The organism is Paenibacillus sp. A14, assembly GCF_036864815.1.
GTDB lineage: Bacteria > Bacillota > Bacilli > Paenibacillales > Paenibacillaceae > Fontibacillus > Fontibacillus sanfengchensis.
Genome location: NZ_JBAGJD010000008.1, coordinates 214966 through 230540, shown reverse-complemented (window position 1 = coordinate 230540; position 15575 = coordinate 214966). Strand labels below are relative to the sequence as shown.

At 49.2% G+C, this 15575-nt stretch carries 14 protein-coding genes; 1 reads left to right on the top strand and 13 read right to left on the bottom strand.

The features are described from left to right. Window positions 1–359 precede the first annotated feature (359 nt). Complete coding sequence (locus tag V4U88_RS20530; RefSeq protein ID WP_334075112.1) at window positions 360–653, bottom strand: DUF6809 family protein; 294 nt, start codon at window positions 651–653, stop codon at window positions 360–362. Window positions 654–1253: 600 nt separating this feature from the next. Here V4U88_RS20530 and V4U88_RS20525 point away from each other — a divergent pair. Then, entirely contained in the window at window positions 1254–1460 is a 207-nt protein-coding gene (locus V4U88_RS20525) for a helix-turn-helix domain-containing protein (RefSeq protein WP_148456687.1), read from the top strand. Between the two features lie 302 nt (window positions 1461–1762). Here V4U88_RS20525 and V4U88_RS20520 read toward each other — a convergent pair whose 3' ends face one another. The 12 genes from V4U88_RS20520 to V4U88_RS20465 form a co-directional block, all read right to left on the bottom strand. Continuing rightward, window positions 1763–2197: a hypothetical protein gene (locus V4U88_RS20520; RefSeq protein WP_334075111.1), complete on the bottom strand. Its 435-nt coding sequence runs from the start codon at window positions 2195–2197 to the stop codon at window positions 1763–1765. Between the two features lie 11 nt (window positions 2198–2208). After that, a complete protein-coding gene (locus V4U88_RS20515; RefSeq protein WP_334075110.1) occupies window positions 2209–5340 on the bottom strand; it encodes a hypothetical protein in 3132 nt (1043 codons plus the stop codon). Window positions 5341–5371: 31 nt separating this feature from the next. Next, on the bottom strand, window positions 5372–6013 hold the full coding sequence (locus tag V4U88_RS20510; protein WP_334075109.1) for a DUF4280 domain-containing protein: 642 nt from the start codon (window positions 6011–6013) through the stop codon (window positions 5372–5374). Window positions 6014–6016: 3 nt separating this feature from the next. Then, the gene (locus V4U88_RS20505; protein ID WP_334075108.1) at window positions 6017–6538 is read right to left on the bottom strand and encodes a hypothetical protein; all 522 of its coding nucleotides are present in this window, start codon (window positions 6536–6538) and stop codon (window positions 6017–6019) included. 37 nt (window positions 6539–6575) lie between these two features. Further along, a complete protein-coding gene (locus V4U88_RS20500) occupies window positions 6576–7709 on the bottom strand; it encodes a pentapeptide repeat-containing protein (protein WP_334075107.1) in 1134 nt (377 codons plus the stop codon). Window positions 7710–7735: 26 nt separating this feature from the next. Beyond that, entirely contained in the window at window positions 7736–9304 is a 1569-nt protein-coding gene (locus tag V4U88_RS20495; protein WP_334075106.1) for a contractile injection system protein, VgrG/Pvc8 family, read from the bottom strand. 51 nt (window positions 9305–9355) lie between these two features. Next, window positions 9356–10129, bottom strand: a complete 774-nt coding sequence (locus V4U88_RS20490) for a DNA and RNA helicase (protein ID WP_334075105.1) — start codon at window positions 10127–10129, stop codon at window positions 9356–9358. Window positions 10130–10408: 279 nt separating this feature from the next. Next, window positions 10409–10942: an RDD family protein gene (locus V4U88_RS20485; protein WP_334075104.1), complete on the bottom strand. Its 534-nt coding sequence runs from the start codon at window positions 10940–10942 to the stop codon at window positions 10409–10411. A 69-nt stretch (window positions 10943–11011) separates the two neighbouring features. Next, window positions 11012–11515, bottom strand: a complete 504-nt coding sequence (locus tag V4U88_RS20480; protein ID WP_334075103.1) for an RDD family protein — start codon at window positions 11513–11515, stop codon at window positions 11012–11014. A gap of 30 nt (window positions 11516–11545) precedes the next feature. Further along, a complete protein-coding gene (locus V4U88_RS20475) occupies window positions 11546–12049 on the bottom strand; it encodes a hypothetical protein (protein ID WP_334075102.1) in 504 nt (167 codons plus the stop codon). 75 nt (window positions 12050–12124) lie between these two features. Next, window positions 12125–12280 (bottom strand): hypothetical protein, encoded by a 156-nt coding sequence (locus tag V4U88_RS20470; RefSeq protein ID WP_334075101.1) that lies wholly within the window; start codon window positions 12278–12280, stop codon window positions 12125–12127. 598 nt (window positions 12281–12878) lie between these two features. Beyond that, window positions 12879–15533 carry a molecular chaperone gene (locus V4U88_RS20465; RefSeq protein ID WP_334075100.1) on the bottom strand — a complete coding sequence of 885 codons (2655 nt, stop codon included), beginning with the start codon at window positions 15531–15533 and terminating at the stop codon, window positions 12879–12881. Window positions 15534–15575 lie beyond the last annotated feature (42 nt).

The following is a 15575-nucleotide window of genomic DNA, read 5'->3' as shown; positions in this document are numbered from 1 at the left end:
AAAATGGAGTAATTCTCTATATGTTTCTCGCTAATAACCAGTTTCTTTACTACTCCTTTCTCAATCACAGAATGTGTTAAGGACATACAATCGATCTCGGGTATATCCAACATGCAAAAGGTATCCTGTGAGTAAGTGTTCGGATTGAGGATGTGAACGGTCTTGGATTTCATATCCGGTGCAAATCTTGCCAGCAATTGTTGGATTTCCTCTGAGACAAGAAATACGACGAGCCAGGCGATCACTCTTTTTTCAAAACTAATCCCCTGAAAAGTTACAAAAAAAGCCTGTTCCTACTAAACAGAGTAGAAACAAGCTTTTAGTAAATCGCACACTATCTAAGTTCATGTTACCGTAAATTACCCCAATCCATTAAGAAGTTCTGCCTTAGCCGCATATATCTCTATCATCATTAACGCCCCAAGCTGAAATCCATTTATGAAGGTAGATGTGGCATGCATCGATTCTGACTGGCTGCGTAACTCGAGCATCGCTTCAAGCTGGTTAAAATCATCATCAGATAGTTTCCCTTTCCACATTCCCATGGCCTCAGATACTCTTCTGCTTATTTTACGGTACTCGGGATTCGTAGGAACGATATTTTCTTCTGGACGAATTTCACCATAGTACAATGCCTCCAACATACTTTTCATTTTTTATCTTCCCTTCGTATGGATTGCGCCGCCCGAAAAAGAAAACTTACACATTGATAGTTTAAATGTGCGAACTGCCTCTCAGAAGTTGCCGGGAGAAAACGGAGATTCCATTGGTAGGGTCGCTGCTTCCTCTCTAGGGTTCGATTAAACCTCGTTTTTTCGTAAAAGTATTATTGGCATAACTCGGTGGTTTCACTGTGCCTGATCCCGCCCTCCGTAATACATTTCGTTTCGGATTATTTGGAAGGGACCCAAGCTTCTTTATTTTTCACCTCCCGAATTTATAATCGATCCAAGGAAAACTATATAAAATTGGGTACTCTTATAACTACAGCATTCAATTAACATTGAGGCTTGATATGATAACTTATCCTTGTAATGATAATTGGACTTAGCCGTTTATATATTTAATTTCACCGTTAGTTGAGTAGCCGACCTCTCACACCACCGTACGTACCGTTCGGTATACATCGTTACGATATAACGTTATTAAGTAATTTTGTTTATATTATAATTACGTTTTTTCGTAATGTCAATATCGCATTATTGCGTCATATATCGATTTATTCTATGATTAATTTTTAGAGGGGGAGTCCTATGCATCTGATTATTCGGTTGAGTGATATTTTAAAGGAACGTGGGATGACACAAAAGCAACTTTCAGAACTCACAGGTATCCGACCTGCAGCAATTAGCGAAATCTGTAACAACCAGAGAACCTCAATAAATCGTGAACATATCGAAAAAATTGCTGATTGCCTCGGCATACACGATGTTGGAGATATTATCCGTCTTGAAAAATAAACTACTGCTTAATTATCACACCGCCCGGATATAAGCATCTGTATGGGGCGTAGAGCCAAGGCAATTCTTATGCACATACTCCAGAAAGCCTGAAAACCTTGCGTTCTCAGAACCATACAGTGACCAGTACGGAGGGGGCGGCGTATAACTAAACGAAGACAACAAAAAAGGTCAATCATCTGGTATCTGACCATGATTGACCTTTGATAAAGGTTGTAAAATAACGCTATTAAGTTTAAATTTATTTAGTCATTATGCGGTAACGTTAAACTAGACAAAAAAATGTACAAAGATCTACATATTTATTCCCTTTCTAATTCAAGTGAGCCTCGTATCTCTATAATTTGACCAAATTCTACATTAATTTTTCTTTCAAATTCTACAACAATATTATTACCTAATTTATTTATGCTGCAAATTACTGTGTAACTATCTTCTATTTCTTTTACAACTCCAGTTGCAATAACGCTTGATGATCCATCAATAGACTGAACAAAGCCATAATCACAATTACTGATATTTTTTATGATTTTGTATTCTGTTACCAAATCAATTTTTATTTTGCCCTTAATAGTATCTCCTATATTTAATTTTTTCGTGATTTCCTTATTTTCTAAAAATTCATCATGTTCTATAAAGTGTAACCAGTAAATAATATTTGAACTTAAGCTCAGAACTTTTATCCATCTCTCATAACCTTCTGAACAGATTTCTTTTACCTCAAAACTATCCACCATATGTTCTCCTCTTATTCGAGTTTGCTAAATGACTTAGGATCACTCGGCATCATTGATTGGAATTTTCCATCTTTAATTATAACTACAATACCTTTTTTAGGTTTTGCAGCCCCTTCCAAGAAGTATATTTCCTTCCCATTAATCTCTCTTAGTGTACCTTCTCTTTTTACTCTTAATACTTGCTCAGTAAAATTTTCAAAGCCTTTTACTGTATTCTCAAAGGCTGATACATCTACACCTAATCTTTCTGCTATTGACGGAATACGTTCAGGATATTTTTCCCAATAGTCAGCAAAGTGTTTTACTCCTTGATTAGTTCCATCTTCTAGAGTCCCCCACAATTCAGCTGCAGGTGATTCTAACATTTGTTCTCTTATAGTTTTCCCAGTCCCCCCACTCCCACTACTAAACCAAACCTGCGGTCCATCGGCAAACTGGCTGGTAACACGCCCGCCTGTCCCGGCTAGTTCTAGCCCGCTTCGTCCAAAATTGGCTGGGTTGAGACCTAATTTCAGGTCTTTCGCAAAACTATCGACCCATTGCAGCTTTGTGCCCACCTTGTCCAAGCCTGCTCTGACTGCTGGGTTCTTGATATTTCGCAACATTTCGTTTCTTGTTGATTCCGCCGTTAGGTTCATTACGTGCCGTCCTGCTGACTTCGCCATAAATGCAAGGTCAATGACCGCTAAAGCGTCCCCTGTCGTATCCAAAAGTTTCTGGGCTCTATCCAGACCTGGTGTGTTATATTCCCCGTTTTCCAATTCCTGCAACTTTATGGAACTGACGGCCATTTGACCGATACCCCAGGCCCCGTTCAAAACTACAAACAGGTAAACAGATGTGCCTCCTGTGGGGATGGCTGTTAGAAGCACCGCGATGGCTCCAAAGACCATGTTCCATTTCGCTTCCGTCTTTTGCTGACTAATGAGGAACTGCTCGATATAATAGCGGGAATAATAAATCGGCTTGCTCTGGTCTTTACTTAAATAATCCGGCTTTTTCGGAACGGTATACTCCAGATTATACCAGTCCGTCATGGCTGTCATCAATTGTTCGCCAAGGCTTGCCGTACCGGATTTCATTTCTGCTTGTCTCTCTGCGATTCTCTCCGCTTGTCTTTCTCGCTCTCGTCCAATGGCTCGCAGCATCGACGTTTCTTCCTGTAACGCTTGAACTGGATTCTGATTGGTCAGGCGCTCCATCCATGCCGGATCATTGATTTGTTTCTGTTGCTCCACAATTTGTTTCTGTTGCTCCACAATTCGTGTCTGTTGCTCCACATAGGATTTGTAAAAGTCATCATAATCCTCCCGCTCTTTTTCCTTCTCCTTCTTTGACTTTTTCTTTGTCTCCACGGGCGGCTTCTCGCGAAGTTTACCATAATGGAAAGAGATGGCCTCTTTTCTTTGCTCTTCTACCCAGGCGCGGGAGGTCTCTTTAATTTTGGGATCCTGATGTAGTTGCTGTCTTGCCCGCTCCCTCACCTCATTAATTTCATCTTCACTTAGATCAGGCTCAGGAGGTTCTGGTTCAAATATTTGTTCTATTAATGAACGATTGTCCATTTCGATATGAAACAAATCCTTGCTTTCTTTTTCTTCCTTCTCTTTCTTATAGCGTCTCTCTTCATCCCACATCAGCGATAATTCAAAATACAAGTCTTCAATATCCTGATCATTCAGCATGTCGAGCAGGCTCATTGGAGTGATATTCATATTAATTTCCGAGGCCCGGATCTTGGTCTTATGCTCCATCACCTCAATCATTTGGTTGCCTGCATAAACTGAAATGATAGAGTCCGCGTACATTTTAATATAATCCAGCATCCTATCCTTACTTCCGAGCTCCAGGTCATTGGCCGCCACGATTAATATGTTCTCATCCGATTCCAGGGTAATATCATCGGCATTCAAATGAAGTCGTACTGTATTTTTCTCGAATAATACGCCATCTTCTCCGAGTTCCATCTTGGCATTGCCCGGTACATGGAACACTTTTGTGGTAGGCTTTTGAAATACAGTGCGTCCTTTCATTTCCTCGTGGCGCCCTCGGACTGCATTAATCGCAATCGCCTTCTTCTCTTCGCCGCCGGGGAAATAGACGTTAATTCGCGCGCCTTCCTCGGGCAAGGCGTGAAACATATTGTTCCCTTCCGATGAATACGGAAACCACCAGTTCCCTCCGTTATCATGCTCTTCGTCGATATCCAGATGAACCTTCACCATATTGTTGGCGCGGCTAATGACCTTTCCACCTAGAGATACCCCTTGTATACGGTGGTTATGTTTTACCCGGCTGCGTATTCCCGACCGTTGTACAAGTTTATACGCATACGTCACAATGCCTTGGTCATACCGCATATCCGCACTGTAAACTACCCACATTTGGCCTTTAAATGAAACGTTATCTCCGACCTGGACATACTGACTGCTCGTCACTTCGTAACTGATGTAATCGGCGGAGTTTGTTCGTGCATCACTGTATCCCACGTGAGTCTGTAAATAGAGCTCCCGATCCTGGGTCATGGTGTATCGGTATACATGGAGCTGCTTCTCCCATGAAAAGTCGGGGACGCCAAAATATACTCGCGGGGCGTCCAATACCACATCCGGAAGTATTACCGTACCTACCAAGGACGCTAAACGCTTCATAAACTGCCAGTCGGTTTCTTGGTACTGGACAAGGAGCTTTCCGATCGTTGCATCCGGATCGGTAGCCTCGTTCATCGCATCCCCGTCTTTATAAGGGGCAACGAGTTGTTTGATCAAGGAGGTATACGTTAAATTTTTGTTTTGATAAGATCGACTCATCCGTTGATGATCCATATCATATGTACGTGAAATTGCCTTAACGGAAACATGCCATATCCCATCTTCCACATCCATATCGACTGCCGCTATTCCACCCGAGAACCAGTACTCGGTCCCCTCCGGGTTTTTTCTGCGAATATGAACCGTATCCCGCATGCTCCCCTTTTCCAAACACAACATCGCATGTTCTTCAGTCATAATAATGGATAAATTGCATTGGGTGTGTTCGTTAAATTGGCGATCTACGTGAAGATAGCGAACTGCCACAATGGGATAGGGAAATTGGATATGAAATCCGGCCCCTTGATACACCTCTTGTTCAACTTGGGACATAGGTATTCACCCTCTTTCTTCTCCTTGATCCTTAACCCCGCTGGTCCATTAATTCGCTAGGTACAGGTTCCATCCCGTTGCTCAACAATTTGATTTCGCCCCCATAGAGGCATCTTAGGCAGGACTTGCTTGTCAATGCGGGTACGCCATTGATTTTTATTTTCTCATGTCCGTTCTCCCATTCTCCTCCCGCAATATCCAAGCCAAACGGGCTAAAAAATATCTTTGGCATAATGATAGGAACGCACGGATATAACCGATTTTCATCTCCTTCCTTAGTCACACCGGTGTCTGGGTCATAGTCCTGCATTTTCGGTTTATACGGTACCCCTACATTTCCGGCTTTTAAGGGATGAAATTCCGACCGGCAATACCCGAAGGAGTGCAAATTGCCCTCGACTTCCGGCTTCGGTTCGCAATAAGGGACTCCAGCAAGCTCCTCACTCTCTGATGGCGAAACCTTGCAATCTTTCACGGTCATGATGGGGTTTCCATTCAAAAACACCCCGTTTTTTTCAGTTTGATTCAGGATATCCTCGTGAGTTCCTTTCGAACAGTACATATATGCCCCTCGGCTTACAAGTGTGGTTTTTCGCCACGCCGCATTCATTAATTCATCCACCACGGACTGCTTCAGAAAATTGCGATTCGTTATTTCGGCTTTATCTGCCATGATTTAATCACACTCCTTGAGCTGAAGTCGTTTGACCGCTACCCCGTACAAGCCTGCTCTTAAAACATGCTCGGCCACATCCAACCGAACGACAAGATACTTTTTACGGTAATAGGTCATTCCAAAAAAAGGACACTCAGGAACATCGCCCCTCCGAATTCTAAAACCTAAAGCTGCTTTACTTCGTTTCAAAACATCTGGAGGAATTGCGTCCATAACATCCACTTCCCGCATATTGATCAAGAAGTAATTCAACTGCAAACCGTTAAAGTTTTTATCTATGATGGAGACCGTTTTGTAAGCCATTTGGGAGTCATATTTCGTCAACAACATGCGTAATTCACTGGTAACCAGCAAGGTAGGCTGCTCAAGCATACAACCATAATCCCTGGCTCCTTCGCCATGCACCTCAACCAGTTCATTATCCTCCGCAGCCTCGTAGCCCTGCTCCAGACGCGCGGAACAAACGAGTCCCCCGGCTAAATGATCCAAGCGTTTATCACGCTCTAACACAAAAAATTCCATAGTCTCTCCTTCCTGGCAGGTAAGAATCCCCTCCGTATCAAGACCATATAATGGACGAATGCTGTTCTTCTGAAAGATGAACCTTTGATTCATCCTCTTTTAACATTCGGCTGCCCGTAAGATCAGCGCCTTGAAAATCAATACCATCCAAAACGGCCCCGCGAAAATCGCCGGCAATGTAAGCACCGCGAAAACTCGCATTTGTCAGATCCGAACCTGTGAACTTAACAGGATAAAGCCCAAAATACACGGCATCTTCTTCATTCACGATATTTACGGGGGCTTTCACTTCATCAAACCGGGCACCTGACAACATAGAATTTGTGAAATCCGCGTCAAACATCGCACTTCCGGTGAAATCGGCATTCCGGGCCTCACAAGCATCAAATCTACTTCCCAGCAAGGAGGCACGGGCTAGGTAGGTGTCTCTCAGATGCACCTGCTGCAACCAGGTATAATTGAGATTAATCCCTTCATAATTCATTTGTGACAAGTCGACCTTCGTTATATGTTCATGTACATAATCATGGGGAAGCTCTCGCGCCAACCAGGCTTTGACCGATTTTTCCAAACGTTCTCTCGAACTGCAATAGTATACGGATTCCCCCAGGGTATGATCTCCGTACTCCCCGACCACAATATCAAAGCTCTCGGCTCGTTGAAGGGATTGAAAAGCGGATAGTCCTAAAATACGTGGAACCGCATAGCGAACGGCATGTATCATATAATAATGAAAAGAAAATAGCTGACTACTTTGCCAATTTTCATAGAACCATGGCTTCAGTACGCCCATATAAACCCGAAGTTGGTTTTCACAGTTCTTATTCCAAGCTTCATAGAATTTATAAATCCAAGTCGCTTGATATCTGAAGGGCGTAATGCTAAAGATAGGTATAGAATGTTCGTCCACAGCTTCACACATGTACTCAAACACCCCTTCAAGCAATGAGGTTCTGAGCAGGGAGATACGAACCATGGTACAGGCTTGCATTTTACCGGTTGCTTGTTGTTCCACAGCATCCTGACATACTTCATCGATCTGCACCGCTATTTCGGCGGCGATTTCCTCAATAGCTTGACCATAATAGGTGTGAAGTGCCGTCACTTGATCTAATCGTGATGGGATGACCGTAGTTTTTAGAAAGTGTTCCCATGCTTCTTTTTTTTCCATATCAACCCTCCGTTCAGCTAAAACACCTACTCTTCCATAACTACTTCCACACCTTTGATCTGGATTTGCCCCTGATCCAGCTTAATCCCCGAAGGCCCGTCTTTCGTAGACATCTCAATCTGATTGCCCAGCAGTACGATGGAATTCGCGGCCATTTCAATCTGCTTGCCCGTATGCAGCGAGATTTTGTTATTACTGTTTAAAACCAAGGTGCCTTCATTCATTAGTGAAATCCAAGCTCCTCCTCCTGCCCCAATAATTGTAATTTTGTCCTTCTCAAACTTAATCTGCTGTCCATAAGGCGTCATGATAAACTTCGTATCTGGATTTGCCATTAGATCTTCCTTCAAATCCTTGTCATAATGCACAATCGGCTGAAGCTGCTCGGTTTTCACCACGGTATTCGTCACCGTTTTTGTGTTAGTCACTACATTGGGTGCTCCAGGATTAGCTTTGCCACCAGTCCCCGAAGCAGCCCCCATTGCCTCGGCCGGCAACTTTTTGCGCACCGTACTAAGTGCAATGCCTTCGGCTTCCTTGGCCCCAGGGAAATAGATCCGCACATCATCGCCTTTCTCCGGCATGCAGTACCAGCCAGTCTGATCCTCAGATGCGTACATGGTGGAATACGGGAACAAGTAAGCGGTCTTCATATCCCAATCTTGATCGTATTCCAGCTGTACCTTGACTTCATCCCTTACAACATCCTTGACCTTCCCCTGAATGGAAGCGCCAATAATTCGGCGATTATAGGATTTGCGCTGATAGGCCGCTCTCTTGGACCGCAAGGTATAGGTGTGTGTTAATATGCTCCGATGCATTTCCGTCAGGACTTCACTTACGTGCAGTTTTTTTCCCTTGAAGGTCACCATGTCCCCAAGCTCCAGCACCTGATCTGTCACGATTTCATAGCAGATAAAATCCTGCTCTGTCAGGGAAGCCTGCTCGTTATCGACAATATTTTTGTAGGCGAGGATGTCCTTAAACACCCGGTAATGAGTTGCCTGAATTTCCCCCACATCCTGATGTTCCGGCACTCCCAAATAAACACAAATTCTGCTTTGGGCTACTGAGGGTACGAGAGGTGCGTGATAATGCGAGGCCAACCGTTTGAGAAATTCCCAATCCGTCTCTTGATATTGCAGGGTAAAGCCGCCCAGTGTTTTTTGCTCCGTAAAAGTATTGAGCAGACTCGCTCTTTCGTAGGTTTTAAAAATATGCTCCATGACTTCCGGAATCTTCATCGCGGCGTTTTGATACGAACGATACTGGGGTTTGATATCCATCCCATACGTATGCGATACCGCTTCCGCTTCCAGCCAATACGCATCACGGTCTACGCGGACATGCAGCTTCAAGATCAAGCCATGGAACAACGTATGTACTTTGCCCTTGTGATCGGTGTAGTACATTTCAACCGGAAGCTGCTCGCTTGCCATCTTGACATACTTCTCTTCCATTTCCTCCGCGATGATTCCCGTAAAACGAAGCCGCGCATGGTCCTGAAACTTTTTCTCCAGTTTCAACTCCAACAGCTTCATCTCAAACGGCGCAATCTTCAGCGTATTGTAGTCGACAACCAATGAAGACGACATTCCACTCATCCCCTTTATACGATCGGATTTTTGTTCACAACCCGCGTTACCCTAATCCACAATTATCCGCAAGCTCCCGCCTGCGCTCATCCCCAGCCGCTGGCCGCCGCCGCGGGTGTTGTCGAGGATGCGGGACAGGTACTTGTGGATTTCGATATTGCTGTAATCCTTGTACGCGGTGCCGAGGCGGTTTGCGATGTAATGCAAAATGACATTCCGCCGGATCGTCCCCTCGTTCAGGCACATTATGGCAAAAGAGAAATCCTGCGCTTCTCCGCCCCCACGCCGCATCATCTCCTCCCCAAACATCCGCAGGATCACCGGGGAAACCGTGCTCTCTCCATCCGCCGCGAAGCGCACGTGCAGCAGGTTGACGGTGTTATACTCCGTGGCGAGGTCGCGGAAGTTCTGGTAATCCTGGCGCAGCCGGGCGCCTTCCTTCAGCTTGAAGCGGCACAGTTCAAACTCGGGAGCCCCGGACTCCCCGGGGTCGGTCAGCACGATTTCGCTGGGGTGACTCACCCAGTCGCTGTCCTGCTTGCCTTCCCCAAACCGCACCTTGACCGCCATTTCCCGCCCGGTGGCCCGGTACGGGACCTCGACCGAATGGTTCAACAGGTACAGCCGGCCCTGATGCTTGAGTATGCCCGGGGCAATCGTCAGCGTGTCGCGCTCGACCCGGATCGTCGCCCCGGTAATAATGCCGTCCGCATAGTCCTGGTAGGCGATATCCAGAGCCTCGCGCGGGAAGTCCCGCAGGTTTTCCAGCATCGCGGTTTTCAGGATCCGCCCTTTTTCAAACTTCGGGAATAGATGGCTAAACAACGGCTTCGCCTCCTTTCGCGATTTTATATAAGTTGAACTATTGATTTGCATCTAAGGCAGCCGTGTGAAATGTTCTTCCGATCGCTGTTCACAAAGGCGAGCGTAGCCTATGCTTCCGAAGCAGCTTTCTTTCAGAAAGCTTGTAGCTTCTCCAGAATCATTTCACACTCTTGCCTATTGCTAATTCTTTAGTTCAACTTATCTAGCTACTGCGCGCCCGCACCAGATCTTCATAAGCCTGGAACCAGGCGCTATCCGGGTGGGGGCTGATCCCCCTCCTCACGCTATTTTCGTAACCCCGCCCATGTTCTTCTCCGTCTCGGCCAGATAAGCGGCGAGCCGCTCCTTGTCCACGACATACGCCTTGGCCATCTTATCGTGCAGCCCTTGCCGATGCTCCGTGAAGATTACCATCAGGTAGCCGATATAGAGGATGAGGGAGGAAACGATTTTACCGAAAAAGCGACCGCTCGCCTTCCCGAACGAAATCCGTTCGTACATCTCACCGACCACGACCCCGCCGATGGCCAGCTTGCCTACCGTCGCCTGCAGCTTGGATGATTCCATCGCGGCATTATAGAGCCAGGAAAGGAGTATCCCCAGCACCCCCGCAAATTTGAAGAAAAACCCGCTCTCAAAAATTCCGCCGATCTCCTCTAAATTCACATCCATCCAGTCTCTTTGGCTTAGAAGGAAGTCGTAGTACAACGAACGGAAATTCAGAAACCCGATCAGAAATACTTGCAAAATAAACTGGATCACCAGCACATCAATGAGCCAAGCGATTACTCTTTTTCCAAAACTGATATACATTGTTCTCTCTCCTTTAAATTGATGTCTCGTCTCGCAAGTTTCGTCTTGCCGGGAATGTACCCGACTTAATCAATCTCCCCAGTTAAAGCCGGTCATCCGCCCGCTCCGAAGGTCGCCCTTGGCTTCCACTTCTTCCCGGATCTTATGAAGTTGGAGCTTTTCTTTGTGGACGACATAGGAAACCGCTATTTTGTCATGCAGCGCTAGCCGTTTGTCCGAAAAGATGGCCATGATATAACCGAGGCTCAAGATGAATCCGGACAAAATCCTTCCCAGATATCTCACGAAAGCTTGGCCGAAGGATAACTGCTCGTGACTCCAGTCGACCACCACGATCCCCAGGAGCATTTTCCCTACCGTGGCCTGGTATTTGGATGATTCCATCAACGAATAATATACGCATTCGCAGACAAGCGTCAGCAGCATCGGGACTCCCGGTGCCAGTAGATTTGAAGTTTCGGAGAATAGCTGCCCGGGAGAGAACCAGATCAAGCTGAGCAGCACGCCACCCAGTCCGGTAATCAAGCGGTCAACCGCCATAGCCCAGTACCTTCTCCACAACACGTTATACACCGCTTCTCAACTCCTTTTTCTCCGGGCGCCTCACCGGCTCCACTCCTCCAGCTCGGCCCGCTTCTCGTTCAGCGCCTTTTGCGCCTCCGCGCAGGCGTCCCTTCCGATCTTGCCGCCGATCCGTTCGATCAGCTCCGCCGCTCCCCGGATTCCGGCCGGAATGCGAACGGTACCGCCAGCCCCCTGCAGCAAAAACTGCCCGCCGAAAAACCGGGTGTACCCCACACTTTGCAGCTCCCCGTAATTCAGCATCCGTCTCCCGCCCAGCGCGCGCACCGCAAGCCAGGATTCACCGGCCTTGGCCCGGAAAATCAGGTGCTGAAACACCTGAATGAACAGCAGGAGCGCCCCCGCCGCGATCAGGTAAACAAACACCATCAATTCCTCCTTCGCCTCATCCGCCAACAAGATCGGGACGGCTGCCGCACAAATCAGGAACCCAAGCAGGCAGAAGACCAGAACGAAGCGCGATTTTCGCAGCAGCAGCTCCCCCTCGGGACCTCTGGCCGCCGGGAGAAACGGCTTGTTCAGCATGTTTAGAACAAATGATTCTGGTAAAAAATCTTCTCATCGGTAAATCCTCCTGACCCCAACTCCTAGATGCATTCCTCAAAATTTTCCGTTAAAATATGTATTTTGCAGCTCGGCGACGGGGTCTCGCGATACCGTTCCCCGTTCCTGCAATTCCAGCCAATCCTTATGTACGACATAGGTTTTTGCCATTCGATCGTGGAGCGCTTGCTTCTCCTTCGTGAACGGATTCATGATGTACCCCAGGCCAGCCGCCGATTCCCTCTATTTCAGATCGATGAGAGGGAGATTCTCCAGCTAATTCGCCCCTGCCGCCGAACAGATGCCTAATCAACGGGCGGATTTTCCCGTTCATGAACCACTGGAGAATCGGCTCCGGGTAAGGTACGAGCTCGAAAAAACTTGAAGTGCCTTACTTGGCCTCTCCCCCGTGCAGACTCCTCTCTTGCCTGCCGTGTAACTCCAGCCCACCTCCATGCAATTAACAGGATTTTCTCCCGCTAATTTAGCTCGTTACGCCAAAGGTGACCATTTAACTGGAATTTCTCCCGCTAATTCCGCTCAAAAGAGGCAAAAGCGGGCCCATCACCGAAATTAGCGGGAGATTTTCCAGCTAATTCCGAGCTGCGAGCGGCATAGTTCGAATTAACGGGAGGTTTTCCCGTTAATTATCGGGAGATTAGTTACTCCGGCGGCAAATGGGCTAGAGCATCGCGCAGTCTTCGGCAGTGGCAGTGGCAACGGGCAGCAGACAGAGGACGGGCGGAGGGGCGGAGGGGGTTCATCTTCATCTTCACCTTCATCTTCATCTTTATTTACAGCCTCGCCCGCCCTACTTCATCCCGTCAAAAAAATCCTCCTCCGACCGCTCGCCCTCGAACGGGAACAGCTTTTTGCGGCCGAGGTGCAGGCCTTCGTCGAGGCGCGCGATCGGCAGCACGTGGAAGCCCCACTGGCTGTCGTCGGCGAAGACGAAAAACTTCGTCTCCCCGTTGACGATGGAGTCGGTGTCGTCCTGCGGAATCCGGTCCCCGTAAACGGCCCGGATGTCCTCGTACTTGACCGCCTCGTAGCGGTCGGTCCGGTTTGTGTACACAAACCGGTGCCGCAAATCCCCGCGGCTGCCGCGGAGCAGGAACTCGACCTCCTGCGTATGATGCGGTCGCGAGATGAAGCCCAGCCCCTGGCTGCTCCGCTCCAGGCTGCTGATCAGCACGACCTCGCGGCGGTCGTGCGTGTACGCGCTGACCGAGTACGGGATGACCGCCGCGTGGCTCGTCAGGTTCGTCTCGATCCGGCCTTCCTTCTGGGCGTTCAGGTAGCGGATCGCCCCGCGCAGGCAGGCCAGCTTCAGCTCCGGTACCCGCCCTTCGGCCGGCTTCTGGCGGAACTCGATGCTCCGCCCCGGCACGAACTCCTTCAGCGCTTCCCGGAACACGTCGATCCGGCACGATTGCCCCGTCAGCTTGATGATCGAATAGTCCCCGAGCGCCCCGCTGCGGTAGAACCCGTCCAGAAACTTGCGCACGATCTCGTAAATGTCCCCCTGAATCAGCTGGGTGATTTCCTTGATGTTGAACACGACATTCGGAATCTCATATTCATCCTTGAGTTCCCCGCTCCGGTACACCGACAGAAACCAGCGTTCCATCGTCATGATCTGCAGGTCGTTGTCGTCCAGCCCGCTCTGTTCCGCATCAAACCGGTTCCGGAGAATCCCCGTTTTGCGGAAGAACTCCTCCTTCATCGCCCCGGCGATTTCCCACAGGAAAAAGAAATTGCCGCGCACCCGCACATATTCGTCCCGCGAACGGCTCTCGTAGCGGGCAAACGCGGTCGGAATCACCGCCTCGGCCTCCCGGTATCTTCGCTCCAGCTCGGCGTAAACCGCTTCGACGCCCCGCTCGTCGATTTCCCGGAACAGATCGTTAGCCGGAATCCCGATCAGGTCGTCGATATCCGTCACCCGCCGGCGGCCGTTTCCGTAATACTCGGCGAAGACGATTTTCATGAATTGCATGATCCGGTATGTAAGATTGTTGCCGCCAAAATGCGTATCCCCGTTTTCGTAGGTCGTATCCAGCATGATTTTATAAGACATATGGCCGTCCTCGATCCGAAACCGGCAGGAGGACAGATCGGTCGTTCCGCCGCCGCAGTCGATGACCAGGGCCTGGTAGTCGGTCCCTTCCGCAAAAACACGCCGCTCCAGCCCGTCCTCGATCGTGTTGTACAGCACCGCCATCCCCTCGTCGAGCGCATGCTTTTCCTCGATGTCGTATTCCTCCAGCACTTCCTTGAACATGTTTAAATAGGGACCCTTCATCTTCACGGGCGAGGACAAATGCAGCCTTTTGAACTTGCACTTGAATTGATGCTCCGCCAAGGTGATCACATACTCCAGGTAAGCGCGAATCAGCTCGCTCCGCGGCACGTTCGCCGTATTCCCTTCGCCGTCCATGATCTCCACGGTCCGCTCGTAGTCGTGGACCCACCGCTTCAGCCCCTGGAACACGGACGCCCGGCTGCTGTAGCTCCCGCGCCGGATACCGAGCAAGGCCTCGTACCCGAACTCGTATTTCACCGCCGCCGGGTCCGAGCAATCCGCCACACGGATCGCCGTCGGCAGCGCCTCGGTCCATTCCGGCGTCCGGTAGGACGGATCGGGGAAGCGCACGAAATTCACGTCATTCAGGCGCAGACGTCCGTCCGGCCGCTCCGAAGAAAGACCGGCATGCTTCACATAGCCCGGGTACAAAAAAGCCCCCGCCGTCGTGTTCGACGTGCCGAAATCGATCGCCAGCACGGCGTCCGTCCGTTCGAGCTCGCGGAGCTCCAGGTCGGCCAGCGGGATTTTGAAATAGGGCAGATGGGCGGGCGGCGGCGCTTGTTCCCGGTAGTACGTCGTGTACACGTAATCGGACTCGCGCTTCCGCAGGAACAGCAGGCTGTACTGGCGGTTGGCCGTACGCACCCATTCGGACTCGCCCTCCGCCGCCAGATAATAGCTGCCCGAGCCGCCTTCCTCGTCCTTGCGCAGCTGAAAAATCCCGCACAGCTCCCGGTTGTCGTTGACGAGCAGCACGTTCGACTCCGCGAATCCGGCGGGCGCCTTCACCTTGTATCCGTCCGCCCGATCCACGGCGATACCAGGATAAATCACGATCCGGGCGGGCACCGAGATGCCCCCGTCCCCTTGCAGCGGCGACTGCAGCGACCTCTGCATCATGCGCTGAACCCGCTCGAATCCGCCTTCGCACACCCGGCCGATCCATTTGTACTCGTCCGCCCCCAAATATTTCAGAATGAGACGGATCAGCTCCTCGCGGTCCAGCCGCTGGCTCATCCCCTCGACGAGGCGCTCCCGGTAGCAAATGTTCCGCAGCTGGTAGGTCGTCATCTCGACCAGCGCTTCCCGCGTGTAACGGACCGCGCCACGCACCCGCTCTTGACTGGTGGAATCGGTATACAGTTTAAATCCTCTCATGTGCACAATCTCCTTTTCCCGCGGCGGGTGCCTTTTCCTCAA